Annotated in this window: 20 protein-coding genes; 8 read left to right on the top strand and 12 right to left on the bottom strand. The window is 70.6% G+C overall.

The window, feature by feature from the left end:
- Positions 1–50: 50 nt before the first annotated feature.
- The 5 genes from J8M51_RS35290 to J8M51_RS35270 form a co-directional block, all read right to left on the bottom strand.
- Complete coding sequence (locus J8M51_RS35290; protein WP_086757762.1) at positions 51–557, bottom strand: hypothetical protein; 507 nt, start codon at positions 555–557, stop codon at positions 51–53.
- A gap of 192 nt (positions 558–749) precedes the next feature.
- Positions 750–1013 (bottom strand): DUF6406 domain-containing protein, encoded by a 264-nt coding sequence (locus tag J8M51_RS35285; RefSeq protein WP_086757764.1) that lies wholly within the window; start codon positions 1011–1013, stop codon positions 750–752.
- A 313-nt stretch (positions 1014–1326) separates the two neighbouring features.
- Complete coding sequence (locus J8M51_RS35280; protein ID WP_086757766.1) at positions 1327–1608, bottom strand: DUF6406 domain-containing protein; 282 nt, start codon at positions 1606–1608, stop codon at positions 1327–1329.
- Positions 1609–1689: 81 nt separating this feature from the next.
- The gene (locus tag J8M51_RS35275; RefSeq protein WP_086757768.1) at positions 1690–3432 is read right to left on the bottom strand and encodes a C2 family cysteine protease; all 1743 of its coding nucleotides are present in this window, start codon (positions 3430–3432) and stop codon (positions 1690–1692) included.
- Positions 3429–6266 carry an ATP-binding protein gene (locus J8M51_RS35270; RefSeq protein WP_107473756.1) on the bottom strand — a complete coding sequence of 946 codons (2838 nt, stop codon included), beginning with the start codon at positions 6264–6266 and terminating at the stop codon, positions 3429–3431. Before J8M51_RS35270 ends, J8M51_RS35275 begins: the two co-directional genes overlap by 4 nt.
- A 508-nt stretch (positions 6267–6774) precedes the next feature.
- On the opposite strand from J8M51_RS35270, the gene J8M51_RS35265 reads away from it, so the two are divergent.
- On the top strand, positions 6775–8871 hold the full coding sequence (locus J8M51_RS35265; RefSeq protein ID WP_086757769.1) for a hypothetical protein: 2097 nt from the start codon (positions 6775–6777) through the stop codon (positions 8869–8871).
- Positions 8872–8986: 115 nt separating this feature from the next.
- On the opposite strand, the gene J8M51_RS35260 is transcribed toward J8M51_RS35265, so the two are convergent.
- From J8M51_RS35260 to J8M51_RS35240, 5 genes are all read right to left on the bottom strand, one after another.
- Positions 8987–9466 (bottom strand): heat shock protein transcriptional repressor HspR, encoded by a 480-nt coding sequence (locus tag J8M51_RS35260; RefSeq protein ID WP_398857537.1) that lies wholly within the window; start codon positions 9464–9466, stop codon positions 8987–8989.
- Positions 9463–10641: a molecular chaperone DnaJ gene (dnaJ, locus tag J8M51_RS35255; protein ID WP_086757772.1), complete on the bottom strand. Its 1179-nt coding sequence runs from the start codon at positions 10639–10641 to the stop codon at positions 9463–9465. Before dnaJ ends, J8M51_RS35260 begins: the two co-directional genes overlap by 4 nt.
- Positions 10642–10695: 54 nt before the next feature.
- Positions 10696–11382 carry a nucleotide exchange factor GrpE gene (grpE, locus tag J8M51_RS35250; protein ID WP_086757774.1) on the bottom strand — a complete coding sequence of 229 codons (687 nt, stop codon included), beginning with the start codon at positions 11380–11382 and terminating at the stop codon, positions 10696–10698.
- Positions 11379–13232 (bottom strand): molecular chaperone DnaK, encoded by a 1854-nt coding sequence (dnaK, locus tag J8M51_RS35245; RefSeq protein WP_216591614.1) that lies wholly within the window; start codon positions 13230–13232, stop codon positions 11379–11381. Before dnaK ends, grpE begins: the two co-directional genes overlap by 4 nt.
- 162 nt (positions 13233–13394) lie before the next feature.
- A complete protein-coding gene (locus J8M51_RS35240) occupies positions 13395–14579 on the bottom strand; it encodes an MraY family glycosyltransferase (protein ID WP_267299760.1) in 1185 nt (394 codons plus the stop codon).
- A gap of 247 nt (positions 14580–14826) precedes the next feature.
- Between J8M51_RS35240 and J8M51_RS35235 the strand changes: the two genes are divergently transcribed.
- Positions 14827–17106: a (Fe-S)-binding protein gene (locus tag J8M51_RS35235; RefSeq protein WP_086763822.1), complete on the top strand. Its 2280-nt coding sequence runs from the start codon at positions 14827–14829 to the stop codon at positions 17104–17106.
- Positions 17107–17214: 108 nt separating this feature from the next.
- Here the strand turns inward: J8M51_RS35235 and J8M51_RS35230 are convergent, their stop codons facing one another.
- Complete coding sequence (locus J8M51_RS35230; RefSeq protein WP_086763828.1) at positions 17215–18045, bottom strand: DUF6281 family protein; 831 nt, start codon at positions 18043–18045, stop codon at positions 17215–17217.
- A 255-nt stretch (positions 18046–18300) separates the two neighbouring features.
- On the opposite strand from J8M51_RS35230, the gene J8M51_RS35225 reads away from it, so the two are divergent.
- On the top strand, positions 18301–19776 hold the full coding sequence (locus J8M51_RS35225; protein ID WP_086763824.1) for an FG-GAP-like repeat-containing protein: 1476 nt from the start codon (positions 18301–18303) through the stop codon (positions 19774–19776).
- Between the two features lie 75 nt (positions 19777–19851).
- A complete protein-coding gene (locus tag J8M51_RS35220; RefSeq protein ID WP_086763826.1) occupies positions 19852–21231 on the top strand; it encodes an FG-GAP and VCBS repeat-containing protein in 1380 nt (459 codons plus the stop codon).
- A gap of 83 nt (positions 21232–21314) precedes the next feature.
- Here the strand turns inward: J8M51_RS35220 and J8M51_RS35215 are convergent, their stop codons facing one another.
- Positions 21315–22184, bottom strand: coding sequence for a class I SAM-dependent methyltransferase (locus J8M51_RS35215; RefSeq protein WP_267299759.1), 870 nt, complete (start codon positions 22182–22184; stop codon positions 21315–21317).
- Between the two features lie 219 nt (positions 22185–22403).
- Here J8M51_RS35215 and J8M51_RS35210 point away from each other — a divergent pair, with 219 nt between their 5' ends.
- The 4 genes from J8M51_RS35210 to J8M51_RS35195 all read left to right on the top strand — a co-directional run bounded on the left by J8M51_RS35210 (position 22404) and on the right by J8M51_RS35195 (position 26623).
- Positions 22404–22799, top strand: coding sequence for a nuclear transport factor 2 family protein (locus tag J8M51_RS35210; RefSeq protein WP_086763591.1), 396 nt, complete (start codon positions 22404–22406; stop codon positions 22797–22799).
- 171 nt (positions 22800–22970) lie between these two features.
- The gene (locus J8M51_RS35205; RefSeq protein ID WP_256966294.1) at positions 22971–24449 is read left to right on the top strand and encodes an integrin alpha; all 1479 of its coding nucleotides are present in this window, start codon (positions 22971–22973) and stop codon (positions 24447–24449) included.
- A 112-nt stretch (positions 24450–24561) separates the two neighbouring features.
- Positions 24562–25602, top strand: coding sequence for a Yip1 family protein (locus J8M51_RS35200; protein WP_086763595.1), 1041 nt, complete (start codon positions 24562–24564; stop codon positions 25600–25602).
- A 190-nt stretch (positions 25603–25792) separates the two neighbouring features.
- Entirely contained in the window at positions 25793–26623 is an 831-nt protein-coding gene (locus J8M51_RS35195; protein WP_256966295.1) for a hypothetical protein, read from the top strand.
- Positions 26624–26688 lie beyond the last annotated feature (65 nt).

The raw sequence follows: 26688 nt of genomic DNA, 5'->3' as shown, positions 1-26688 counted from the left end.
CCCACGCTCCTCGACCAGCCGCCCCCGCACGGCACGCGCCGGCTCGCGGCTCAGTCCCCGGTCGCCCACGTCCGCAGCAGGGCCTCCCGCACCTCGCGCCGCGGGGTCCCCTCGGCGGCGTGGACGCGGCCCCACTCCGCGAGGGTGTCGACCTCCGCCGTACCCGCCGCCAGGCGCTCCAGCAGGGCGACGGAGAGGTCGTACTCGGACTGGACGTAGCCGCCGAGGGAAGCGGCCAGCTGTGCGTTCAGCTCGACGGTCCTGTCGGCGGTCTCCAGGTGCACCTCGAACGCAGCCGCGGCGTCACCACCCCCCGCGACGGCGTTGAGGGCGAGGTCGACGGCCGTGGTGGCGAGCAGCCTGGCGCCGGACCTGATCCGTACGTACCGCACGGCGACCGACCGGATCTCCGACCAGCCCCACACGGCGCTCTGGTCGGTCCCGAGCGCCTCCACCCAGTCCCGCGTCAGCCGCACCCCGTACCCGTACCCCTCCGGCCGCGCCCCGACGTACACCCCGCCGTCCTCGGCGATCCAGAACAGTCCGACCATGGCCATGTGCGCCTCCCCGACACCGATGTACGCGTTTCCCCTGGTGAGACGCTGTCCCCGGCCCCTTGGTTCAGCGACCCGGCGCCGACCACGGGGCACCTTCCCGATCGGCCCCGCGACCCGGCCGGTGATCATGGCCACGTCATGCGTCGGGTGTCTCCGGGGAGGTGGAATCCTCGGGCACAGTGATCGAGACGGCTACGTCTGCGGGACCGCCACGGCCGCCCACCTGCCGTCGGCGAAGTGCGTGACGTCCATCAAGCGCCAGGTCTCCGAGCCCACGGGGAAGGTGTCGTCCAGCCCCAGGCGCTCCTTGTGTTCCGTGCCGTCGGCGTCGACAACCGCCAGCTTCACGCGGGCAGGTCGCGACTCGGTGGCCGATGCGCTGCTCACCCCTCCGACTTTTCCCTCTTCGGTCCTCGTGAGCTGCCCGGAGCGGATCACCAACTTGTCCCGTGTCATACGAATCTCCTCTCCACATACTCCGAGCGGGAGTGTTTTCCGGGTTGTCCGCATGCCCTGGCCGCCCTTCACCGATCACCGGCCAAGATCGTTCTGCTGTCCGCGAGCTGCCGCCGCAGGTGCACCTCCAGCGCGGGGACGGCGTTCTCGATGGCTTCGGAGCGGTGCCCCGCGGGAGCAGTGTCACCTCGCCAGTTCCGCGTCCGCCTCCCGGTTTCCCACCAGGATCGGCATTCCGTCGTCCGGCTGATGTGTGACAGGTGTGCAGATCACCTGAAGTCGGACCGGTCCCGCGCCGTCGAACCGCCTCGGCTCATGCGTCGGGGAGAGCCGAAACCGCCGGTACGGCCACGACCGCCCACTGCCCGGCACTCGAGTACCGGATGTCCGTGAGGCGCCATGCCTCGCCGTCCACCTCGAAGGTGTCGCCCACGTGAAGCTGCTCATATCGTTCCGTGCCGTCCACCTCACTGATGGCGAGCCTCGCCTCGGCCCGTTCCGATCCGGTGGGGGGAGCACTGCTCAACCCACCGATACGGCCACCTCCGACTGTGGTGGTGACCTGTCCGGAGTGAATGACCAACTCGTCCTGCATCTCTTCTTTCCCTCTCTCCGTGCGCTGGATACTTCCGCATGTTCCGGTACGTCCGGATACGCCCTTGTTCGCCAAGGTGAGTTACGCGAGCGTGGCGTAGTAGCCCCACCCTTTGTAGCTGCAGCTCTCGATGAACTCCTCGGCCTTCACCGGCTCCGGGTGAGCCATGTTCCACGGGTTCCGCAGACGCACGAAGCCGTCCTCCGCACCGACCACCTCGTACACGTGCCCGGCGACCAGATTGTTCGGCAGTGCCTGCTCCCCCGCCTCCGTGTCGAGCGGACGCGTTGCGGCCAGGATCGGCTTGCCGTCCGCGAGTCGCTGCCGTAGCTGGCTCTCCAGCGCGGTGTCTGCGTCCGCGCCCTGGGGGAATCGGTACACGGCGCTGTCCTTGCCCGTGAGCTGAGTGAGTATCTCGGCCTGGCCCCACTGGTCGAGGCCCTGGTTGAGCCGCTCGTAGCCGGCCGGGATGGGGCCGTCGGAGGCTCCGGACTTGGGGTTCGCCTGCCAGATCGTCTCCCATCCGCTCCTGCGACCGTCTTCCCATGTCTGGTCGACACCGGCCATCGACTTCTCCAGTACCGCGCCCCACGCGGAACCTCTCAACGCCGCGAAGACCGGCGTGCTCGGGTTGCCCTCGACAATGGGCAGGTCGGGCTTGACGAGAAGTTCGATCCGTCGTTCCGTGGCTCGGCAGATGCCGTCCGCGCCGAAAGCCGCGCCGTACAGCGAGACCGTGTAGGTGCCATCGGAATTTTCCTGAACAGCGTTCGTGATCACCTCGGGTCTGTGGCCGGCCACGGCTCCGATCGACGCGATGACACCGCAGTCGCCCAACCGGCCTTGTGCGGTCTGCTCCCGCGTGGGCGGTCCGTCGAAGAGCGGCACCTTGCCCGCGGGGTTCTCGTTGATCGGGTCCCCATATGTCAGGCCCTTGATCTCAAAGCCCTTGTCGAAACGCATGTTCGCGAGGGGAGGTCGATCGACGGTCTCCTGAATGGTGTCACCGGAGTCGCTGGGCTCCACCGAGCCGCCCTCTTCGGTGTCCTCCGTCCCCTGCTCACCGTCCGGGGAATCGGCCGACTCCGGCTCTCCGTCCACTGAGGCGAGCCCGTCTGCATCGTCAGCGGCGTCATCACCGTCAGCGGCGTCATGCTCCGTGTGTTCCTCCGGCTCCGGCTCCGAAGGGCCTTCCGCCTCCAGTTCCTCAGGCTCCTCTGGGACTGCGAACTCCTCCGGGTCCTCCGAGTTCTCCGTGTTCTCCGACTCCCCGGGAACTTCCGGCTCCTCGAAGCCCTGTGGCTCCTCCGGATCTGCCAGGTCCTCAGGTTCCGCGGGCTCCTCCGGATCTGCGAACTCCTCCGTCGCCTCCGGCTCTTCAAGATCCTCCGAGTCTTCGGACTCTTTGGGGCCCTCCGGCTCCTCCTGATCCTTCTGATCGTTCTGATCGTTCTGATCGTTCTGATCGTTAGAAGCCTCAGGCCCGTTGGGCTCCGCCGGCTCTGCGGACTGCGTCGACTCCTCTGGCTCCTCTGGCTCCTCTGGCTCCTCCGAAGCCTCAGGCCCGTTGGGCTCCGACGGCTCTGCAGACTCCGTCGACTCCTCCGGCTGCCCCCACTCCGCAGGTTCCCAGGGCTCCGCGGGCTCCTCCGGTTCAGCGGGTTCGCCTGGTTCCAGTGGCTGGCCACCAAGCGTGTCGTCACCCGAGTCGGGGAAGGACTCCGCGGTCTCCGGTTCCGGCGGTGCGGCGGTGTCCGCCGACTCCCACGGCCGGGGGGCCGCCTCCGGCGCGGGCGAACGGTCGGCCCCTTGAAGCTCACTCACGCCCCGGACCCCTTGATGTCGACGGTCACTTCGTGCCCCCTGCTCATGACCGGCCGGTCACCCCGCGTCCGCCTCGGTACCCGTTCGAAGCAGGTGAGGACTCGGGAGAACTGCTCGGACCACCTCTCCGAAGGATCCGCACACCCGACGATCCGTTCCAGCACGGACGGCGTCGCGAGGCGTCCGTGGTAGTAGGCCCTGGTGCCCGTACCCTTCGCCGCCTTGAATCGCGGCTCCGCCACCGGACATGGATCCTGTCCGTCGAGTTGGGCGCGCATCATCGCGGCCACGTGTTCGGCCAGTGCCTCCGGGGCCGCGGGCGCGCCCACTCGGCTGTGTACGGCGCGGTCGACGGCCTGGCCGATCGCGCAGTCCAGGAGACGGCCCCGGTGCGGCTCCAGGGCCCGCCGCACAACCTCGCCCGGCAGTGGCGTGGTCCACCCGAGCAGATGCGCCGCGACCGCCATCTCCGCCCACAACGCGATCCGGAGTTCGGGCTGGTCCATCAGCCGCTGGGCCCTGCGCAGATCACGCAGGGTGCACGGATCCGGTGTGCAGCAGGGGCCGCACGTGCGGCTGCGATCGCCCGTCAGTGTGGCCGCCGACGCCGGGCGGATCGCGCCCGCGTCCTCGCGGGCCGTCCCGTCCCGCATACGCACCAGCAGCGGGTAGTCCATGCCGTCCGTGAAGACCGCCGCCTCGCCCGGCCGAAGGGTGACCAGGTACTCGGACTGGGCCGGCGTGATGTTCATGGTCGCGCCGACCGCCTCGCGGTCGTCCTGGGCGGGGAGGCGGTGGACGACCTTGGCCGCGGTGTTCTTGATGACGTCGGGAAGGAGCTTGGAGGGGATCTGGTCGGCGATGATCAACCCTTCGCCGTATGCCCGGATCTCGGCCAGCAGACCCGCGAACATCTCCACGGCGTGCGCACCCGCGCCGCCCTCCTCCACGCGGCGGAGCAGCCGGTGCGCCTCCTCGAAGACGCTCAAGTGGCGCAGGGGAAAGGAGAGTCGGCGCGTGACGCGCTGTTCCATGCGCAGGTACTCGACGAGGCGGATGAGGATCGTGCCCATCAGGAACGCCTTGTCCTTGTCGTCACCGACGTCCTCGATCTCGAAGACGACGTTGCGGCGCAGCAGTTCACCGAAGTCGAGCGGACGGCCTCCCTCCAGGAAGCGCCCCGTCGTGCCGAGCCGCAGGCTGGCGAGGCGGATCTTGATGAAGCCCTGGACGTTGTCGGCGACCTCCTTGCCGTAGCCGATGTCCGTCACGACGCGCAGGGCCATGTGCTCCAGGTCCTCCAACGTGGGATAGCGCGGTTCGGTGCCGGGGACGAGCGGTTCGCCGAGGGTGAGGTCCCAGCCCAGGTCCTCGTAGCAGCGGGTCAGTGCGGCACTGAGGACCTGCGGGAACGGCTCCTGCGGGTCGAAGGAGGCCAGGAACAGCGCGCGCACCATGTCGAGATGCGTCTGGAGGGGGAAGCGCTCGCCGTTCGCGTACGCCGAGGGCTCCAGGGGGTTCAGGCCGGCCGGTAGCGCGTCGGGGTCGCCGGGTTTGATGACGACGACCTCGCTCGTGTCGCCGAGCCGGGCCGACATGAACCGGTACTCGGCCTTGGCCGGCTCCACCACCAGCCAGGGGATGCCCACCTGAGTGGCCGCCTCCAACAGACCCCGCACGGTCTGGGACTTGCCGCCGCCGGTCGCCCCGCACACGAAGGTGTGCCGGTTGAGGGTGGAACGGGTCAGCTCCAGGTCGCCCACGGGCCTGCGGTTGCGGTCGAGCACCGAGCCGAGGCTGACCGGCGCCGGAGCGTCGGGGGCAGCGGGTCGCCCGGTGGTCTCCGGAGTGACGTCGAACTCCGGCCGCAGGGCGAACCGTACGCCGGGTATCTCCTGGGCGGGCGGCCGGGCCAGTGTCGCGAGCAGGTCGGAACCGGCGTGGAAGGGGTACTGCTCGGGAGCGGGGAGGACTCCGCCGAGCGCCGAGGCCAGGTCCGCGACCCGTCCGGTCGGGCGGAGCGCGTACGGCAGGCCCTCCAGGTCCGCCGATGCGCAGACCAGCGCGGCCACCCGGGTCGCCTCCTCCGCCGTACGTCCTCCCGCCAGCAGCCGGATGCTCCACAGTCCGGTGGCCGACGCCTTGGCGAGTTCCTTGTGCCGGCGTTCCAACCGGGCCGCCGCGATGGCGTACTCGGGCGAACCGTCCGCCTTGGACTGGGCCCTGCGCTGCTCGTCGGCGACATCACCGGTGAGTTCATGGAGATCGGCGTCGGCCACCGGCTCGGCGAACACCAGCCAGGCGAAGGGTTCCTGCCATACCCCGAGGAGACAGTCCTCCAGGGTGGGCCGCAGGCGGGCGGCACCCGGCCCCGTGGCGTTGGCCGCTCCCGTGGCATTGACCGCGTCGTCCACGAGAAGCCCGTCGGTCACGCCCTCGACGACGCTCCAGTGGGGGAACTCCGCGAGCAGGGAGGCCGCCGCCCCCGTCGGCACGACGAGTCCGCGCGCTCCGGCGGGGAGCCGCAGGAGAGCCGTATCGCCGCCGTCCGCGTCCGCCCGGCCGCCGAGCAGCGCGCTCCCCCCGATCAGGACGTCGATCGGCCGGTCCACCGCCCGGCGTGCCCACCCGACGAACACCGCGCCGCCTGCCGGGTCATGGAACCGCCGTGTGTGATGGGCGGAGATCAGCGCGGCGAGCCGCTGCGCGTGCAGGTCGTCGCCGGACCCGGGGGCCCGGTCCTCGGCAGGCCGCCCGCGAGGGACCTCGCGCAGCAGACAGGTCTCCATGCCGGCGAAACGCTGCCACGTGCCGCCGGAAGCCGTGTGGTCCATGGGATCAGACCCCTCCCGCCCGCTGCCCGCGGATCGCGTAGCAGCAGTAACGGGTCGGGCGTACGGGACGCGCATACGCGGGCCCGCTTCCGTACGGCTTGAAGTCGCTGCCGGAGATGTCCGGCAGCGCGAAAGAAAGGGCGGGATCCTTCAGTTGGGCAGGCTCGTGCACGAGCGGCTTTGTTGGCAACTTCCCCCCCTGTTGTCGATCTTGCGCCTACACCTTAGAGTCGCGCGCGCCGAGGGCCAAGCCTTGCAACTGTGACGTCGCTCCGGGCACCATCGCTGGACTGGGAACGTGCTTTCGTGCAGCATGTCCCGGCTGTGGATCATCAGCTGGCTCTCCGCTTCGGCGGGCATGGAGGCGAGTTCAATCAACACAGGCGTATCTTCTGCCGCCCTCGCCCGATGAGGGTGTCCCGGCCGGGCTCATGTCCACGCATCCACTGTTCCATTGGCGCCTGCGCGCCCGAGACCTCTGTCGCCTGACCGGCCGGGAGCCCCACTCATGACCGTCGTAAGCACCGAGTCGGGACCTCTCGGCCGTTATCAGCGCCTCTTCGACCCCGGCCAGCGCCTCGGCTGGATCCACCGCGACCCCGAGTCGTTGCGTCAGCCCTTCGTCGAGCCCGAGCCCGAGCGTGAGGAGTTGCCTGCCGAGTACGACACCCGCGTGGAGGCCGCCCGGCTCAGCCGCAAGGCCCGCCTGCGGTCCGCGCTCGCCTTCGGTGTCAGTGCCGCGGTGGTGTGCTATCTGCTGAGCCTCCTTGTCGGCCCCGCCGTGAACGCGATCAGTGCGGCCGTGATCGCCTTCGGGGCCGCTCACCTGGCCTACGCCTCATGGCAGTTGCGCTCCGCCACCCGCGCCCGCGCGGCGCAGAAGACCACACAGGAACAGCGTTTCCAGCACGCGTGGCAGTCCTGGCACCAGCGTCGGCAGTTCCACGAGAGCCATCAGCAGCAGTGGATCGGCGGCATGGACGCCTGGGGCACACTCCCCTACGACCCGGACACCCGGCGGCTGGACATCTTCGGGGGCAGCCAGCGCGGCCGCGAGGGCTTCCTCTCGGTCTTCGGCACCTCGACTCTGCGCCACCGGCCGTTGATCGTGCTGGACCTGACACAGGCCCTGATCTGCCGCGAGCTGTCCGTGCTCGCCGAAGTCTGCGGTCTGCCCGTGGATGTGCAGTTGCTGCCCAGCCGGATGGCGGAAAGCGGCATCGTCAGCGCCCTCGCACCGCACGAGCTGGTGCAGGCCCTGGTCGAGGCCATGAACGGTGACAACGCCGAGTCCGGCCGGGCCGAGCGGGCCGTCTACGCCCGGGTTCTCACGCAGGTGTGCGGCGTGCTGGGCGCCGACGTCTCCCTGGCCCGGCTGGGCGCCGGGCTGCGTGTGCTGATCGGTGAGGACGACGACACCAAGGTGCTGAGCAGGGACGAGCGCAACATCATCGCGGACGACCTGTTCAGCGACAAGAACAAGGACCAGATACGGGACAGCCTGTTCCGGCTGGTGTCCTTCGTGGATCCACTGGTGGAACTGGGCACGGCGCGCGGGGGGCGCGGTCCGGGATATCTCACCTGTGTCGCTCTCGACCCCGGGGCCGGCTCGGCGAGCACGGAGCTGCTGGCCGACCTGGCCGTGCAGAGCGTGATGCGGAGGCTGTCCTCCTTCGAGGAGGCCGCCCCGTCCGTGATCGTGGCTCTCGGTGAGCAGGGTCTGCAGCGGCGCCATCTCGAACAGCTGGCTCAGGTCTGCGAGCGGCACGGCGCTCAACTCACCTTTGTGCACGCACACTTGAGGGACGCGGGAGAGCAGCTGATCGGCGGTGGCACAGTCGGCTTCATGCGGCTCGGAAACCATCAGGAGGCCATGATCGCCGCCGACTTCATGGGCCGTCACCACTCCTTCGTCCTGCACACCCTGACGGACACGGAAGGGCGGACCGTCAACACGTCCATCGCCAGCACGCTCGGCTCGTCCACGAGCAGGGGCACGACCCAGAGCAGTTCCGTCACCCGGGGCCGGAACAGCTCCTCCACCTATCAGGGCGCCTTCAACCCGCTCTCGGTGGCGAGTTCCACCAACTCCGGCCGCAGTCACAGCACGACGTCCGGCGTCTCCACCACCGTCACGCACGGCACGAACGAGTCCACGACCCGCACAACGGGTGAGAGCGACAGCACCAGCCTGGCCACCGGGCGGCAGCGCGTCTACGAGTACGCCCTCGAACCCACACAGCTCCAGGCTCTCGCCGAGTTCAGCCTGCTGGTGGTGGAGCGACAGGCGGGCGGGGCCGTGCAGGTGCACGCCGGGGACTGCAACCCGAACATCGTCCTGCTCGACCGGGTCAGTACCCAGCCGTTTCCCCAAGTCGACACACCCCCGCAGCAGCACAGCCCCGCCCCCGCCGAGCGAGCGTCCGTACCGCAGCATCAGCCGCACACGTCCATCCAGCCCCCGGTGACACCCCAGCAGCCGTACCCGCCCACGCCTCACCAGCCCGCGTGGCCGTCCCCGCCACCTCAGTCGCAGCCTCCGGCCGGCCGGACCCCGGTCACTCCGCCGAACCAGCCCGGACACCAGGGCGGCGGCTTTCGGTGACGGACCGCGAGGAACGCTGAATCGGATCAGGAGGGCTGGTCGTTTCAGCTACGCGCGGGGCCCGGAGGTTCAGGTGAACCTCCGGGCCCCGCGCGTACTTCGGACGTTCGGGCGGTCAGTCCGCGGTTGGCTGCCGCCCCTTCGGCCGCCACACCACCAACGCGCTGCTCTGCTGCACTTCCTGATACGGCACCAGGTCACGCCGGTAGGAGGCGTGGACCGCGGCCTCGCGCTGGCGCATGGCCGCGGCGGCGCCGTCGAGGGCGGCCTCCATCTCGGCGACCCGGGACTGGAGCGCGGCGACCTGGTTCTCCAGCTCGATGATGCGCTTGATGCCGGCCAGGTTGATGCCCTCGTCCTGCGACAACTGCTGGACGGTGCGCAGCAGTTCGATGTCACGGGCCGAGTAGCGACGGCCGCGCCCGGCGGTGCGGTCCGGGGAGACCAGGCCGAGACGGTCGTACTGGCGCAGGGTCTGCGGGTGCAGACCGGAGAGCTGGGCGGCCACCGAGATGACGTACACCGGTGTCTCTTCCGTCAGCTCGTACGCCCGACCCAGTGGATTCTGTCTACGGCGGCCGTCCATCACATTCATGCTCCCTTCGCGGCCTGGAACAGCTCCGCTCGCGGGTCCTCGCCCGCGGTCGCCTCGCGATACGCCTCCAGCGCGTCACGAGCCTTCCCCGACAGGTCCTGCGGGACACTCACCTCGACCGTGATCAGCAGGTCCCCGCGGGTGCCGTCCTTGCGGAAGGCGCCCTTGCCCCGGGCCCGCATCGTACGGCCGTTGGGGGTGCCCGGAGGCAGTTTCAGGGTGACCGGCGGTCCGCCCAGGGTCGGGACCCGGACCTCTCCGCCGAGGGCCGCCTCGGGATAGGTCACCGGGACGGTCACCGTGAGGTTGTCGTCCTTGCGGCCGAACACCGGGTGCGGGTCGACATGGACGACGACGTACAGGTCGCCCGCCGGGCCGCCCCGTTCACCGGGGGCGCCCTTGCCGCGCAGCCGGATCCGCTGGCCGTCGGAGACGCCCGCCGGGATCCTGACCTGCATGGTGCGGGAGGACTTGGCGCGGCCCGAGCCCTTGCAGATGTCGCAGGCGTGCTCGGCGATCAGTCCGCGGCCCTTGCAGTCCGGGCAGGGGTCGGTCAGGGAGAAACCGCCGCCGGAGCCCCGCGCGACCTGCCCGGTGCCGACGCACGTCGGGCACACCCGGGGGGTGCCGTTGGCGTCGCCGGTGCCCGAACAGGCCTTGCAGGGCGACTGCGAGGACATCCGCAGGGGCACGGTGGCGCCCTCGATGGCCTCGGTGAAGCTCAGCGTGACCTCGGACTCGATGTCCTGGCCGCGCCGGGGCTGCACCCGGGTGGTGCCGGAGCTGCCCCGGTTGAACAGGCCGCCGAAGACATCGCCGATGCCCCCGCCGAAGCCGCCCGCGCCCTGCTGGCCCTGGGCGCCGCCGCCGAAGAGGTCGCCCAGGTCGAAGTTGAACGAGCCGCCGCCGGCGCCGGGTCCGGGGCGGAAGCCGCCGTTGCCGAAGAGGGCGCGGGCCTCGTCGTACTCCTTGCGCTTCTTGGGGTCACCGAGGATGTCGTTGGCCTCGGAGATCTCCTTGAAGCGCTCCTCGGCCTTGGTGTTCCCCTTGTTGGCGTCCGGGTGGAACTCGCGGGCGAGCTTGCGGTACGCCTTCTTGATCTCGGCCTCGGTGGCGTCCTTGGGGACGCCGAGGACCTTGTAGTAGTCCTTCTCGATGAAGTCCTTGGTACTCATCCGCGACGTCCCTCCTTCCACTCACCGTGCACGCCACCGTGTACGCCGTCGGCGTCAGCCCTCGTCCGGGCCACCGCTCTCCTTGTCGTCGGCCGCCGCCGTCTGCTCCTCGGAGCCCTCGGCCTTGACGGTCTGCGCCCCCGGCTGCGGCTCGGCCACGGCCACCCGCGCGGGGCGGATGGTGCGCTCGCCGATGCGATACCCCGGCTGGAGAATCGCCACGCACGTCGTCTCGGTGACGTCGGGCGCGTAGCTGTGCATCAGGGCCTCGTGGATCGTCGGGTCGAAGGGCTCGCCCTCCTTGCCGAACTGCATGAGTCCCATCTTCGCCGCGACGGTCTCCAGCGACTCCGCGACGGACTTGAAGCCGCCGACCAGTTCGCTGTGCTCCCGCGCGCGGCCGATGTCGTCGAGTACGGGCAGGAGTTCGGTCAGGAGGTTCGCGATGGCGATCTCCTTGACCGTGATCCGGTCGCGCTCCACCCGGCGACGGTAGTTCTGGTACTCGGCCTGGAGGCGCTGGAGGTCCGTCGTGCGCTCACCGAGCGCCGTACGCACCTGGTCCAGCTGTGCCGTCAGACCGGCCACCTGGGCCGCCGCTGCCGCGTCCCCGGCCGGGGCCGCCCCCTCCTGGGGGGCGGCCTTCGGCTCGGCGTCGTTCGAGCCGGAGGGGACATCAGGCTGCTGCGGCTGAGCCGACTGCGGCTGCTGCTCGTCGAAGCCCGGGGTCTCCTCCGTCACGCGGCACCGTCCTTGCGGTCACGGTCCTCGTCGACGATCTCGGCGTCGACGACGTCGTCGTCCGCCTTGGCGTCACCGGCGCCGGGGCCGGCCTCGCCGCCCGCGGCCTGCGCGGCCTGGGCGTCGGCGTACAGGGCCTGGCCGAGCTTCTGCGAGACGGCCGCGACCTTCTCGGTGGCGGTGCGGATCTCGGCGGTGTCCTCGCCCTTGAGCACGTCCTTCAGCTCGGCGACGGACGCCTCGACCTCGGTCTTGATGTCACCGGGGACCTTGTCCTCGTTGTCCTTGAGGAACTTCTCGGTCTGGTAGACCAGCTGCTCGCCCTGGTTGCGGGTCTCGGCGGCCTCGCGGCGGGCGTGGTCCTCCTCCGCGTACTTCTCGGCCTCCTGGCGCATCCGGTCGACCTCGTCCTTCGGCAGCGAGGAGCCGCCGGTGACGGTCATCTTCTGCTCCTTGCCCGTGCCCAGGTCCTTCGCGGTCACGTGCATGATGCCGTTGGCGTCGATGTCGAAGGCGACCTCGATCTGCGGGACACCGCGCGGGGCGGGCGGCAGACCGGTCAGCTCGAACATCCCGAGCTTCTTGTTGTACGCCGCGATCTCGCGCTCGCCCTGGTAGACCTGGATCTGCACGGACGGCTGGTTGTCCTCGGCGGTGGTGAAGATCTCGGACCGCTTGGTCGGGATCGTCGTGTTCCGCTCGATGAGCTTGGTCATGATGCCGCCCTTGGTCTCGATACCGAGGGACAGCGGGGTGACGTCGAGGAGCAGGACGTCCTTGACCTCACCCTTGAGGACACCGGCCTGGAGGGCGGCGCCGATGGCGACGACCTCGTCCGGGTTGACGCCCTTGTTGGCCTCGTTGCCGCCGGTCAGTTCCTTGACCAGTTCGGCGACGGCGGGCATACGGGTGGAGCCGCCGACGAGAACGACGTGGTCGATCTCGGAGAGGGCGATCCCGGCGTCCTTGATGACGTTGTGGAACGGCGTCTTGCAGCGCTCCAGCAGGTCGGCCGTCAGCTGCTGGAACTGGGCGCGGGTGAGCTTCTCGTCCAGGTGCAGCGGGCCCTCGGCGGAGGCCGTGATGTAGGGCAGGTTGATCGAGGTCTCGGTGGACGAGGACAGCTCGATCTTGGCCTTCTCGGCGGCCTCGCGGAGGCGCTGGAGGGCCATCTTGTCCTTGGCGAGGTCCACACCGTGGCCGGCGCGGAACTGCTGCACCAGGTAGTCGACGACACGCTGGTCCCAGTCGTCACCACCGAGGTGGTTGTCGCCGTTGGTGGCCTTCACCTCGACGACGCCGTCACCGATCTCCAGGAGCGACACGTCGAAGGTGCCGCCACCGAGGTCGAAGACGAGGATCGTCTGGTCGTCCTTGTCCAGGCCGTAGGCGAGGGCGGCGGCGGTGGGCTCGTTGACGATGCGCAGGACGTTGAGGCCCGCGATCTCACCGGCCTCCTTGGTGGCCTGCCGCTCCGAGTCGTTGAAGTACGCCGGGACGGTGATGACCGCGTCCGCGACCTTCTCGCCCAGGTAGGCCTCGGCGTCGCGCTTCAGCTTCTGCAGGATGAAGGCGCTCATCTGCTGCGGGTTGAAGTGCTTCCCGTCGAGCTCGATCTTCCAGTCCGTACCCATGTGACGCTTGACCGACCGGATGGTCCGGTCCACGTTCGTGACCGCCTGGCGCTTGGCGACCTCGCCGACGAGCACCTCGCCGTTCTTGGCGAAGGCGACGACGGACGGCGTGGTCCTGGCGCCCTCTGCGTTGGTGATGACGGTGGGCTCGCCGCCTTCAAGAACGCTGACGACGGAGTTAGTCGTGCCCAGGTCGATGCCGACCGCACGTGCCATTTCAATTCCTCCAGCAATGACTTGAGTGGAACGGACTCAAGTGTGCATGACGCCCCCCGATGGGTCAACAGAGCTGAGTCGAGGAGGCTCAACTCTTATGTTTTGCTTATACGCAACCGAGGGCTGACCTGGGGAAATGAGAGTACGAGGGTGGGTGTCGCCCTACCCCACCCACCCCCTCCGCCCCAGTTCCGCCGCCTCCTGCTCGCGGAACCGCCGGGGCCGGGACGACGGAGCGGGCGCCCGCCCGCTCGGAATGGGCCGGGCACGATGGACCCCCGTGGGGACGGGCCGGGCGGCCGTGGCCGGCGGACGGCGGACCTCGGTCGCGGCGGCCGGGACCGAGCGGCCGGCCCGGGTCGCGGGGGCCGCGGGCGCCGGCCGGGGCGCACCGGTCGGCACGAAGAGCATCCCCAGGACCACCACCCCGGTCGCCCCCGCCACCCACCAGGCGAACCGCGGCTCCGTCCACAGCATGTGGATGGCGAGCCCGACCCCCGTGGAACCCGCCGCGCACACCCCGAGCACGACCACCGCCCCCGGCGGCGTGAGCCCGATCCGCCGCAGCCGGTGCGCGAGATGGTCCGGCCCGCCCCGCCACAGCTCCCGTCCCGCCCGTTTCCGCGAGACCAGCGCGAGGACCACGTCGGCGGTGGCCACGGCGGTGAGGGCGAAGGGCGCCCCGACGCCGGCGCCGTACCCGACGGCGTACACCTGCAGAACGCCCCCCGCGAGCACGAACCCCACGAACAGCGCCCCGCAGGTGCCGAGCACGACGCGCGCGGGCGGCCAGTTGTGCATCAGGAACCCGGTGAGCGCGGCGGCCAGCACACTGAAGAGGGTGGCCAGACCGTCCATGACCTCGGCCGCCGCGCACCCGCTCAGCGCGAACGCGGTGACCGCTCCGACCACGCCGAGCACCCCGTCCGACCGGGCCATCCCCTTGAACCCGTGCACCACGAGAGCGATCCAGCAGACCCCGGCCATCCCGCCCAGGACCCCCAGATCGCGGTACGGCACCACCAGCGCGGCGGCGACGACCACCCCCGCCGCCCCCACCACCGCCGGCAGCCGCCACACATCACCGACCAGCCCGAGCAGCCCGAGCCCGGCCCCCACGACGATCAGCCGCCCGGCCTCCTGGCCCAGCGGGGCGACCCCGCTCCACTCCCCCACCCAGGCCACGGCCCCCACCCCGGCCATCACCGCGACACCGCCGAGCAGCGGCACCCGCCGCCCCCGGCGCCGCTCGGCGATCCCCAGCCGCAGCGCGGGCAGACGGACGGCCGCCGAGAGCACGGCGGTCAGCAACAGGGCGGAGGCGGCGGCGAGGATTCCGTACAGCACGGATCCAAGTTAGGCGCGAATGTCACAATTTCGCATGAATAACACGATCGTTTTGAAATAACACGATCGCCCCGAAGTCGCCCCACGGCCGCCCCGGGGTATGACGGGGCCGCACTCAGGCAACCCTCAGCGACGCAGATCACCGCCCCCCTGGCTACAGTGCGGCAGGAGAACTGGGTAGTCTCAGACGGACTGCATAAGTTACCGCTTAGTAATGACTCCCCTCGCAGGCCCGAGGAGCCCCGAAATGCAACTCGCCGCGATCATCGTGTCGCTGGTCCTGACCGTGGTCGGCGTCGCGCTGATCTCGCGGGCCGTGGCGCAGATCTACCGGTTCGTGAAGCTCGGTCAGCCGGTACCGGCGGGCAGCCGGACGGACGACCCGAAGGCGCGCACGATCACCCTGGCCCGGGAGTTCCTCGGCCACACCCGGATGAACCGGTGGGGGATCGTGGGCTTCGCCCACTGGTTCGTCGCGATCGGCTTCCTGACGCTGCCGCCCACCCTCGCCCAGGCGTACGGCCAGCTGTTCCAGGCCGACTGGACGCTGCCGGTGATCGGCGGCTTCCTGCCGTTCGAGATGTACATCGAGTTCATCGGTGTGATGACGATCCTCGGCATCCTCGTGCTGATCGCCATCCGGCTGCTGAACCTGCCCTCCCGGGCCGGCCGCAAGTCGCGTTTCGCGGGCTCCAAGGCCTGGCAGGCGTACTTCGTCGAGTACGTCATCCTCACCATCGGCCTCGCCATCTACACCCTGCGCGGTCTCGAGGGCGCCATCCACCACGTGGAGCACTACGAGGCCGGGTACTTCGCCTCGTACCCGCTGGTCGTGGCCTTCCGGGACCTGGACCCGAGCACCCTGCAGAACCTGGTGTACCTCACCGCGATGATCAAGATCGGTGTCTCGCTGATCTGGATGATCACGGTCTCGCTGAACACCAACATGGGCGTCGCCTGGCACCGCTTCCTCGGCTTCCCGAACATCTGGTTCAAGCGCAACGCCGACGGCGCCACGGCGCTGGGCGGTCTGCAGCCGATGACCTCGGGCGGCAAGCCGATCGACTTCACCGACCCCGGTGACGACGACGTCTTCGGTGTCTCCCAGGTCGAGCAGTTCTCCTGGAAGGGCATCCTCGACTTCTCCACCTGTACCGAGTGCGGCCGCTGCCAGTCGCAGTGCCCCGCCTGGAACACCGGCAAGCCGCTCTCCCCGAAGCTGCTGATCATGTCGCTGCGCGACCACGCGCACGCCAAGGCCCCGTATCTGCTGGCCGGTGGCGGCAAGTCGATGGAGGGCGAGGAGAAGGCGTCCGAGGAGCAGCTGGCGGGCGTGCCCGCCGCGGCCCTGGCCGAGGCCGAGCGCCCGCTGATCGGGACCGTCGAGGAGAACGGCGTCATCGACCCGGACGTCCTGTGGTCCTGCACCACCTGCGGCGCCTGTGTCGAGCAGTGCCCGGTCGACATCGAGCACGTCGACCACATCGTCGACATGCGCCGCTACCAGGTGATGATCGAGTCCGCGTTCCCGTCCGAGGCGGGCACGATGCTCAAGAACCTGGAGAAGAAGGGCAACCCCTGGGGCCTGGCGAAGAAGCAGCGCCTGGAGTGGCTCAAGGAGCTGGACTTCGAGGTCCCGGTCGTCGGCAAGGACATCGAGGACCTCTCCGAGGTCGAGTACCTCTACTGGGTCGGCTGCGCCGGCGCCCTGGAGGACCGCGCCAAGAAGACCACCAAGGCCTTCGCGGAGCTGCTCCACATGGCGGGCGTCACGTTCGCGATCATGGGCGGCGACGAGAAGTGCACCGGCGACTCCGCCCGCCGTCTCGGCAACGAGCCCCTGTTCCAGGAACTCGGCATGGAGAACGTCGCCGCGCTGAACATGGCCTTCGGCGAGGACGACGAGGACGAGTCGACGAAGAAGCCGAAGTCGGCGAAGAAGATCGTCGCCACCTGCCCGCACTGCCTCAACACCCTCGGCAACGAGTACCCGCAGCTCGGCGGCGACTACGAGGTCATCCACCACACCCAGCTGCTCCAGCACCTCATCGACGAGGGCAAGCTGCTGCCGGTGACCCCGGTCGAGGGTCTGATCACCTACCACGACCCCTGCTACCTGGGCCGCCACAACAAGATCTACACGCCCCCGCGCGAGATCATGTCGGCCGTCCCGGGCCTGCGCCAGCAGGAGATGCACCGCCACAAGGAGCGCGGCTTCTGCTGCGGCGCCGGCGGCGCCCGGATGTGGATGGAGGAGCGGATCGGCAAGCGCATCAACAACGAGCGCGTCGACGAGGCCCTCTCCCTCAACCCCGACATCGTCTCGACGGCCTGCCCGTTCTGCCTCGTCATGCTCACGGACTCCGTGAACGGCAAGAAGAACGACGGCAAGGCCAAGGAGTCCATCACGGTCGTCGACGTCGCCCAGCTGCTGCTGGAGTCCGTCAAGACCCCGGTCCCGGACGACGAGCCCCCGGCGGGCGAGGCGGAGACGGAGAGCGAGCCGGAGCCGCAGCCGGTGAAGTAGGCGCCGCGCACGCGCACGGCAGTCGGTACGACGACGCCCCCGGTCCCCTCGGACCGGGGGCGTCGTCGTGGCACTCGCGCGGGCCACCGCGCCGACGGCCCGGCCGGCTCACCGCCCATCGATCGCCAGCAACTCCTCGACCTCGGGCGGCAGGTCGTCGCCCGAGCGCACCATGAAGTGGGGCTCCTCGTCCGCCGAGGAGCGGATGGCTATGGCATCGGCCGGGTCCAGCCCCTTGATCGTGTACGCCTGGAACAGCGCCGGCTCGGCCGAGGGGTCGGCCTCGCCGGGAGTGTCGTCGCACGGCACCGCGCGGGCCTTCCCGGCCTTGGCCCCCAGCTCGATCTTCGCGTCGCCCCGGTCGAGGTAGCTGTCGCCGCCGTAGTCCACGACGAACACACACTTCGCCGGAACCGGGCCGCTGCCGCTGTGGCCGCTGCCGGGACCGCCGTCACCGCCATCGTCCTCGGGCACCTCGTCGAGGGCGGTCGCGTCGTCACCCTCTCCGGCGACGTCACCCTCGCCGCCCCGCCCGTCCTTCCCAAAGAGGCGCTCGGCCGCCGCGTTCGTGCTTTCGTCCTCGGTGATGTGGACCAGGACGCGCACCTCGCCCCCCGGTGACTCACGGACCGCGATCGCGTCCTCGGTGTCCACGCCCTTGATGGCGTAGGCCGCGTAGACGGTCAGGTCCCCGGCCGCCACCCGGTCCTCCTCGCCGCCGCCCTGGTCCTCGCAGACCGAGTCCCGTGCGGTGCCCGCCTTCGCGCCGAGGACGACGTCGACCTCGCCCACCTCGACGTACTGCCGGTCGTCGTGGTCCACGGCGAACACGCACGAGGCCGAACTCGTGCCCCCTGTGTCCAGTGCCGCGCACCCGACGGCCGACGGGATCGTCGCCAGGACGGCCAGGGCGATTCGTACACGGGTACCGCTCAGCATCTCGTCTCCCACCGGTTCGACGGCCTGTCTGTCGTTGCCTCGCACCGCAGACGCGCCAGCGCGGCGGAACGTTCGGACCGCGCGACCCGCAGAACTTTCTCGAACTGCCGTACAACCCTCCCGCCACTCCACCGGTCTCCTGTTCGCCAACTTCCCGTGAACCCCGTACCAACTCCGGGCGAACACGGACAGGAAGGGCACCCCATTGACTGCGGACGTCTGCCAGGCGTCCCGCATGCAGCAGGAGATTCCCGCATGCACAAGCATCTGCGACTCGCCCTCGCGACGGCCTCCGCGGTCGCGCTGACGGGCGGTCTGCTCACGTTCTCGGCCGCTACGGCGACGGCGGCCGACTCGGTCCACCACCCTGTGGCGGACTTCAACAACGACGGGTTCGGTGACGTCGCGTACGCGGCAGGGTCCGCCACCGTCGGCGGCAAGAAGGGCGCCGGACAGATCGTCGCCCTCTACGGCTCGGCGAGCGGTGTGACCTCCGCCAAGCGCACCACGATCAGCCAGAACACGACCGGTGTGCCCGGCAGCGCCGAGACGAACGACGCGTTCGGCTGGGTCAGCGCGTACGGCGACTTCAACGGCGACGGCTACGACGACCTCGCCGTCTCCGCGTACCTGGAGGATGTCTCCGGCGACGCGGACGGTGGCACGGTCGCGATCGTGTGGGGCTCGTCGAAGGGCCTGTCAGGCGCCACGACGATCGCTGACCCGACGCCCTCCGCCCACGACAGGTGGGGCAAGTCCCTGGCGGCCGGCGACTTCGACGGCGACGGGACGGAGGACCTCGCGGTCGGGGCCACATCGAGCACGATCCACGTCTTCAAGGCCGGCATCAGCAAGTCCGGTACGGCGGGCGCCCGTTACACCGTCAAGCCGCCCATCATGTCGGGCGACGGCACCGGCCCGCTCAACCTCACGGCGGGCGACGTCAACGGGGACAAGCGGACCGACCTGATCGTCGACGGCTTCGAGACGGACAGCGCGTACAACTGGAACGCCAACTACTACGTGCCCGGCACGACCACCGGCCTGAAGGCCGCGTCCGCGCAGAAGCTGAAGCCCGGCATCATCACCGGCATCGGTGACGTCAACGGCGACGGTTACGGCGACATCGTGACCGGCTCCGAGTGGGACCCGTCCAAGGACGGCAGCGAGCCCTCCGTGCCCGAGTCCGCCACCGGTGGCAAGGTCCACATCGTCTACGGCTCGGCCTCCGGCCCGGCCGGCGCCACCTCGGTCACCCAGAACACCGGCAACGTCCCCGGCTCCTCCGAGCGCGGCGACTTCTTCGGCAACGAGATCTCGCTCGGCGACATCAACGGCGACGGCTTCCAGGACCTCGTGGTGGGCGCGGCCGGCGAGAACCTGAACGGCGTAGTCAACGCGGGCGCGGTGACGGTCCTCTACGGCTCGGCCTCCGGCGTCGACACGACCTCCGGTTACCAGTACCTCGCCCAGTCCACGGCGGGCGTCCCCGGCTCGGACGAGGGGGACGACTTCTTCGGCTCCGAGGTCAAGCTCACCGACGTCACGGGTGACGGCAGGGCGGACCTGACGGTCGGCGCGTACGGCGAGAACAGCGGCAACGGCTCGGTCGTCTACCTGCCCTCCAACGGCTCGAAGATCACCACGACCGGCTCGCGGTCTCTGTCGACGTCCTCGGTCGGCGTCTCGACGGACGCGTCCCCGCTGTTCGGCGGCAACGCGGCCAACTGACGTCTTCCGTCCACCGATCGGGCCCGCGCCCCCAAGGGTGCGGGCCCTCTCCCACCTCGTTCCGGAGCCCTCCCTTTGCGCACCCGCCCCTTCCTCCTGGCCGCAGGCCTCCTCGTCTCCGGCCTGACCCCACTCGCCCTGGCCACGCCCGCAGCCGCCGCCCCCGCCAAGTACGCCGACGACTTCAACGGCGACGGCCACCGCGACTACGCGGTCTACTCCCACGGCCCGGACTTCGCCAGCGAGGGCGGCGGAATCCTGGTCACCTTCGGCACGGCGGGCGGCGGGCCCGGTACGAAGACGCAGTTCATCGACCAGGCGAGCGCGGGCGTCCCCGGCGCCGACGAGAGGGACGACTTCTTCGGCGAGATCCGCACGGCCGCGGACTTCGACAAGGACGGCTACGGCGACCTCGCGGTCTCCGCCAACGGCGAGAACGTCGGCGCGCACAAGGACAACGGCACCGTCACCGTCCTGTGGGGCGGCAAGAAGGGCCTGTCCGGCGGCACGACCGTCCCGTTCAAGGGCCCGAAGGGCGTATCCGGCCGGGCGGCCGACCTCGCCACCGGTGACTTCGACGGCGACGGCCACCAGGACCTGGCCCTGGTCCGCGACAGCAGGACGTACGTCTACCGGGGCGCGATCACCAGGTCGGGGGTGAAGGGTTCGGTCACCGTCCTGGACAAGGAGAACACCTCCTTCTGGGCCACCGCCCTGGTCTCCGGCAAGGTCGACAAGGACGGCAGGACCGACCTGGTCGTCATCGGCGACGTGGTCACCGACACGTACATCGCCTCGGACGCCTGGTTCGTCAAGGGCGGCAAGACGAAGCTGTACCCCGGCAAGACCCTCCGCCTGGAGCGCCTGAACGGCGACGGCGGCCAGGCGGGGCGCGGCGGCGACGGCGTCATCGCCGACTTCGACAAGGACGGCTACGGCGACATCGCCATCGGCACACAGATCCACGACAAGGGCAAGGGCCGCGTGTCGGTCTGGTACGGCGCCTCGTCCGGCCCGTCGAAGAGCGCCCGCTTCACCCAGGACACCGCCGGGATCGCGGGCGGCGCCGAGCGCGGCGACCGGTTCGGCGCCTCGGTCTCCGCCGGTGACGTGAACGGCGACGGCTACCGCGACCTGGCGATCGGCGCGTACGGCGAGAAGATCGGCGACCAGGAGTACGCGGGCGGCGTCCATGTCCTGCACGGCTCCAGGTCCGGCCTGACGGGCAAGGGTTCGCAGTGGTTCGCCCGCAACAGCCCCGGCGTTCCCGGCGCCGTGGCCGACGAGTCCTTCGGCGGCACGGTCCGCCTCCGCGACACCGACCGCGACGGCAGGGCCGACCTGTACATCGCGGCGGGCAACGGCTCGCTGCTGCTGCGGGGTTCGGCGAAGGGCGTGACGACCGCCGGGGCGACCGTGGTGGGCGGCGACACCGTCGAGGGCATGCTGCAGTGACCCGGTGGCGGGCGGCCGACGGCGACACGGCCGCCGGCCGCCCGGCCGCCGCCGGTGCGGCAGACCGCCGCGGGCAGCCGCTGTCACCACTCGGCCCCTCCCTCCGGCACCGGGCCCGCCGCCGCGCCCCCGGCCCGCCGCCCCCGCGCGCTCACCATCGGATACGAGTTCACGACGAACCCCGGGTCGTCCAGCAGCTCCAGGAACCGGCGCAGTTCGCCGTCCCCGAACCAGGTCCCGCCGATGCGCGTGGCGCCGACCCGGGCCTCCGCCTCGCCGGTCCGCTCGACCGCCCGCTCGATGTTGGCTCGGTGCAGCCGGATGCCCTCGCCGCCCCCGGCCCAGGCCTCGGCGTACGTCGTCGCCGTCACCCCCCGCAGCCCCGCCCGTATCATCGCGCCGACCACCTGACGCCCCCACAGCGGCTGGGCGCCCACCATCTCCAGCGCCTGCAGCAGCGCCCGGTGCACCCGCTCGAAGAGCACCCCCGCCTCGTCCTCCGGCGCGGCCAGCACCGGCGTCCAGCCGCAGTCGAACTCCTCCAGCACCAGCCACCCGCCCGGCCGCAGCGCCTCCACCAGCCGCTCCAGCACCCGTAACCGCTGCGGCAGCCGGAGCAGCACCAGCCGGGCGTGCACCAGGTCGAACCCGTCCCCGGGGAGGGTGCCGCCGGTGATGTCGTGCGCCGACAGCCGTACCTGCGGGGGCAGTCTCCTCCGCACGGCCCGGCGGGGATCGACGCCGGTGACGACGACCTCCCCGCCCGGCCCCACCCGCTCCCCCAGCCAGCGCCCGAGGGTGCCCTCGCCGCCCCCGACCGCCAGGCATCTCCAGCCCGGCCCCACCCCGGTGCTCTCCAACGCCTTGCGCGACCCGTGGTCGTACCGCGCCTCCAGGACGGGGAGCCGCGCCCGCGCCCGGCCGTCCGCGTCGTCGAACAGGTAGAGCGACATGACACCTCCCACTCCTCTCATGGACACACGGTCACGAAAGCCCCACAGGAAATACTCACACCTCGCACGCGATCACTTACAGAGCGTAATGACTCGCTCGTGACGACCAGGTGGTGCGCCCCCGGCGCACACGCGAGCGCTCGCGAAGCCCCAGGTACGCGACGAGAATTGCCCCTACAGGCAGCAACCACCATGAGCAGCGGAAAGCCGGCGATCCCCATGGCCGAACACCCGAACGCAGCGCTCGTCCGCAAGGGCTACGAAGCCTTCACCAGGGGCGACATGGACACCCTCCGGGGCCTGATGGCCTCGGACTGCACGCACCACGTCCCCGGCAGCCACCTCCTGTCGGGCGACTACAAGGGGCAGGACGCGATCATCGGTCTCTACCAGCGGCTCTTCGAGGAGACCGCCGGAACGTTCAGCGTCGAGCTGAGTCACATCTGCGTGGACGGCCGGGGCCACGCGGTCTCCGTGCACCGCTACACCGCCGAGCGCGGCGGCAGGCGGATCGAGCAGAACGGCTGTCTCGTCTTCCGGATCGTCGGCGACAGGATGACGGACATCGACGAGTGCCAGGAGGACCTGGACAAGGAGAGCGAGTTCTGGGCGTAGCCCCGCCCCGGATCCGAGCCGTGGACCCGAGCCGTCGGCCCGAACCCTGGTCCCGAGCCCTCGGCCCGAGCCCGTGACCCCGCCCGCACAACCCCACGCGGCCTCCAGGTGTCACACAGGTGAACCAGCCACCACCCCACCCCGATATCCGGCCATCACCTGGAGCCCCCCGTGCACAGACGGACGTACGCCCTGGCCGCCACCACCGCGGCCACGGCAGCACTCGCGCTGGCCCTCGTCCCGTACCCGGCGACCGCCGCGCCCGCCCCCGCCTCCTCCCCCCTGACCAGCGACTTCAACGGCGACGGCTACGCGGACCTGGCCGTCGGCGTGCCCACCGGAACCGTGAGCGGCAAGGCGGCGGCCGGCTATGTGAACCTCGTCTGGGGCGGCCCGAAGGGCCTGGGCCGGTACGGGAGCATCCGGGTCAGCCAGGCCACCGCCGAGGTCCCCGGCAGCCCGGAGGCGGGCGACCGCTTCGGCGCGTCCGTCCTGCTGCGGGACCTGAGCGGCGACGGCCTCGCGGAGCTGATCGTCGGCGCGCCCGGCGAGGACGTCTCCGGCCGCGGCGCGGACGCGGGCGCGGTCGTCGTCGTCGGCGGCTCGGAGCGCGGCACCGGCCCGGGGTCCAACGCCCTGCTCGGCCCGTCGGCGAAGTCGGCGTACGGCTGGTCGGTCGCGGCGGCCGATCTGACCGGCGACGGCGGCCGGGATCTCGTCGTCGGCGGCCGGGACAAGGTCGTGATGCGGGCCGCCGTGGACAACGGCGAGAACCTCGTCGTCACCACCGTCCTCGCCACCCCGATGGGCGGTCGCGCCCCGCTCCTGGCCACCGGCGACTTCACCGCCGACGGCACGGACGACCTCGCCCTCGCCTACCACACGATCGACGTCCCCTTCACCCAGTCGCACGTCCGGCTGTGGACGTGGGACGAGGCGGAGCGCCAGATGACCAACACCTGGAACTCCGACAACGGCGCCGCCTCCGCGCTCGCCGCCGGCGACTTCGACGGCGACGGCCTGGACGACCTGGCCCTCGGCGAGTGCCGCGAGATCGCCGACGAGAACATCGACGACCCGTGCGGCCCGGAGTCGTACGCCAAGGGCGGCGGCATCCACATCGAGTACGGCGACGCGAAGGGCTCCTTCGGTCTGCGCTCCCAGACCCTCAACCAGGACACGGTCGGCGTGTACGGCGTCGCCGAGGCCGGTGACCGCTTCGGCGCCTCCCTCGCCGTGCTGGACGTCAACCGCGACGGCCGCGACGACCTGGTGGCGGGCGCCCCCGGCGAGGCCATCGGGAGCCGCAAGGCGGCCGGCGCGGCCACGCTGCTGCTGGGGCACGCCGGCGGCATCGTCGACAGGTTCGGCGAGGCGACCTCCGTGCCCTACCACCAGGACCGCCCCCACGTCCCCGGCGTGGCGGAGGCGAACGACGCCTTCGGCACCGCCGTCGCGACGGGCGACTACGACAAGGACGGCGTCCCGGACACGGCCGTCGGCGCCCCGGGGGAGAACGCGAAGTCCGGCGGCGTCTGGGTCTTCCCGAAGACCTCCGTCACGAACTCCCGCGCCCTCACCCCGAAGAACCTGGGCCTGCCGTCCCCCGCGTCGGCCCTGTCGTACGGCACGTACATGAGCAGCCACTGAGGCCGCGCGGGCCTGCGGGAACGCCTCCTCCGACCCACCCCGCACCCGCCTCCCGGGCATCCCCGGGCCTCCCTGACGGCTCCCTGATGCCTCCCTGACGACCCCTTAGGGGATGTCACAGCTCGGCCGCAAAGCCGGGCCGGTTGGCCCCGGCCCGGCACGCGGCCGCCCGGGACCAGGTACGTTCGATGACGTGGCTGGATTCAGGATCGGACGCGGCCGGGACAACGGCGCTCCTCAAACGCGACCGCACAACCCTCCGTACGGACAGCAGGCCCCGCAGGCCGGCGGCCCGTCGTACGGCTACCCCCAGACGCCCCCGGGGCCGCCGTACGGCGGTGGCCGGGGCGGCGCCCAGGGCGGCTGGCCGCAGACGCACGGCGGGCAGCGCGGCGGTTACGGGGCTCAGGGCAACCACGGGGGTCACCCGGGCCCGGGCAACCACGGCGAGCCGGAGTACTTCGGCGACGACGGCGGGCACCCGCACGGCGGCGGCGTGGACCCCTACGCGGCCAACAACCCGGGACACACCCAGATGTTCTCCGTCGGCGAGGACCCGTACCAGCAGGGCGACACCTACCGCGCGGGCAACGCCCCGGCGGCCCCACTCGGCCCGCGCCTGCCCTGGAAGGCCCTGCTGAAGGGCATCGTCACCAGCCCGAGCCAGACGTTCCTGGTGATGCGCGACTACGCGGTCTGGGGCCCCGCCCTCGTCGTGACGTTCCTGTACGGCCTGCTGGCGGTCTTCGGCTTCGACGGTGCCCGCGAGGACGCGATCAACGCGACCCTCTCGAACGCCGTGCCGATCGTCCTCGTCACCGCCGTGACGATGGTGGTGAGCACCTTCGTACTGGGCGTGGTCACCCACACCCTGGCCCGCCAGCTCGGCGGCGACGGCGCCTGGCAGCCCACGGTCGGCCTCTCCATGCTGATCATGTCCCTCACGGACGCGCCCCGTCTGATCGTCGCGATGTTCGCGGGCGGCGACGCCTCCTTCGTCCAGATCCTCGGCTGGATCACCTGGGTCGCGGCGGGCGCCCTGCTGACCGTGATGGTCTCCAAGTCCCACGACCTCCCGTGGCCGAAGGCGCTGGGCGCCTCGGCGATCCAGCTGGTGGCGATCCTGTCCCTGATCAAGCTGGGCACGTTCTAGAAGCCGGAGGAGGAACACCTCCGCCCCTCGTAACGGCAGGGCCCCGACGCAGTCGCTGCGTCGGGGCCCTGCCGTATGCCAGCAAACGAACGAAATGCCCCTCCACCCCATAAATCATCATCATTTATTCACATATCGTCAGATAACGTGACCGAGTCCTGAACCCTGAACACCTCCACAAGGAGTGCGTGTGAAAGCTCGATTTGGCGTCCGCCGGGGAACGGTGCTCCTGGCCACGCTGCTTGTCGCCCTGTCCGCGGCGGTACTCCCCGGAAGCGCGTCGGCCGACGGCCACGGGGGCGAGAACGGAAACGGAGACGGAAACGGAGGCGGCCACCAGGGCCGCTCGGACCACTGGGGGGTGATCACCCGCAACACGATCGGTTCCCCCGTGGCCCAACTGCGCAACGGCCCCTTCGGCTCGTTCGGCGTCCTGGGCCCGGAGGGGCGGCCCCCGTACGGCCGGGGCAGTCTCGGCATCGAGGTGGCGAACGACTCCACCACCCTCACCCCCACCAGCGAGAAGGTCGACTTCGGCAATGAGGTCGACTTCTTCAGCAAGCCGGTGTCGGGCCTGACCCAGGTCGGCTTCCATGTGTTCCAGACGGGCGAGAACGTCGGCTACGGCGGGGGCGCGCCGAACATGCCGAACATCAGGTTCGAGATCGACCCGAACCTGGCCGCCCCCAACCACAACATCAACTACTCCACGCTGGTGTGGGTACCGGACGCCGCCCCGGTGACGAACCGCTGGACCGACTACCTCGACGCCACCAAGACCGGCACCTGGTATCTCACGGGCGCCGCAGGCCCCGCGACCAACTGCGAACAGTCGGACCTGTGCGACTTCGCCACGGTGAAGGCCGCGCTCCAGGACGCCGGCGACCCGGCGACCATCCTCACCGCCGCCGTCGGCAAGGGCCGCGACTTCATGTGGATCGGCGCGGTCGACGGCTTCCGCATCAACGAGACCGTCTACGACTTCGAACAGTGGGGAGTCCGCGCCCGCCCGGCCGACTGACGACGCCTCACGGACGGACCACGACCGGCCCCTCGGGGAGGGGCCGGTCGCGTCAAAGGGCCTGA

Origin of the sequence: Streptomyces griseiscabiei, assembly GCF_020010925.1 — a bacterium.
Taxonomy (GTDB): domain Bacteria; phylum Actinomycetota; class Actinomycetes; order Streptomycetales; family Streptomycetaceae; genus Streptomyces; species Streptomyces griseiscabiei.
This window is presented reverse-complemented; position numbering and strand designations above follow the sequence as displayed.

Bases quoted from the DNA above. Each gene is read 5' to 3' on its own strand.
- dnaK (WP_216591614.1), bottom strand. From the start codon at position 13,232: ATGGCACGTGCGGTCGGCATCGACCTGGGCACGACTAACTCCGTCGTC.
- J8M51_RS35200 (WP_086763595.1), top strand. From the start codon at position 24,562: ATGTCACAGCTCGGCCGCAAAGCCGGGCCGGTTGGCCCCGGCCCGGCA.
- J8M51_RS35225 (WP_086763824.1), top strand. From the start codon at position 18,301: ATGCACAAGCATCTGCGACTCGCCCTCGCGACGGCCTCCGCGGTCGCG.
- J8M51_RS35210 (WP_086763591.1), top strand. From the start codon at position 22,404: ATGGCCGAACACCCGAACGCAGCGCTCGTCCGCAAGGGCTACGAAGCC.
- J8M51_RS35260 (WP_398857537.1), bottom strand. From the start codon at position 9,466: ATGAATGTGATGGACGGCCGCCGTAGACAGAATCCACTGGGTCGGGCG.
- J8M51_RS35265 (WP_086757769.1), top strand. From the start codon at position 6,775: ATGACCGTCGTAAGCACCGAGTCGGGACCTCTCGGCCGTTATCAGCGC.
- J8M51_RS35215 (WP_267299759.1), bottom strand. From the start codon at position 22,184: ATGTCGCTCTACCTGTTCGACGACGCGGACGGCCGGGCGCGGGCGCGG.
- J8M51_RS35290 (WP_086757762.1), bottom strand. From the start codon at position 557: ATGGCCATGGTCGGACTGTTCTGGATCGCCGAGGACGGCGGGGTGTAC.
- dnaJ (WP_086757772.1), bottom strand. From the start codon at position 10,641: ATGAGTACCAAGGACTTCATCGAGAAGGACTACTACAAGGTCCTCGGC.
- J8M51_RS35270 (WP_107473756.1), bottom strand. From the start codon at position 6,266: ATGGACCACACGGCTTCCGGCGGCACGTGGCAGCGTTTCGCCGGCATG.
- J8M51_RS35230 (WP_086763828.1), bottom strand. From the start codon at position 18,045: ATGCTGAGCGGTACCCGTGTACGAATCGCCCTGGCCGTCCTGGCGACG.
- J8M51_RS35285 (WP_086757764.1), bottom strand. From the start codon at position 1,013: ATGACACGGGACAAGTTGGTGATCCGCTCCGGGCAGCTCACGAGGACC.
- J8M51_RS35280 (WP_086757766.1), bottom strand. From the start codon at position 1,608: ATGCAGGACGAGTTGGTCATTCACTCCGGACAGGTCACCACCACAGTC.
- J8M51_RS35235 (WP_086763822.1), top strand. From the start codon at position 14,827: ATGCAACTCGCCGCGATCATCGTGTCGCTGGTCCTGACCGTGGTCGGC.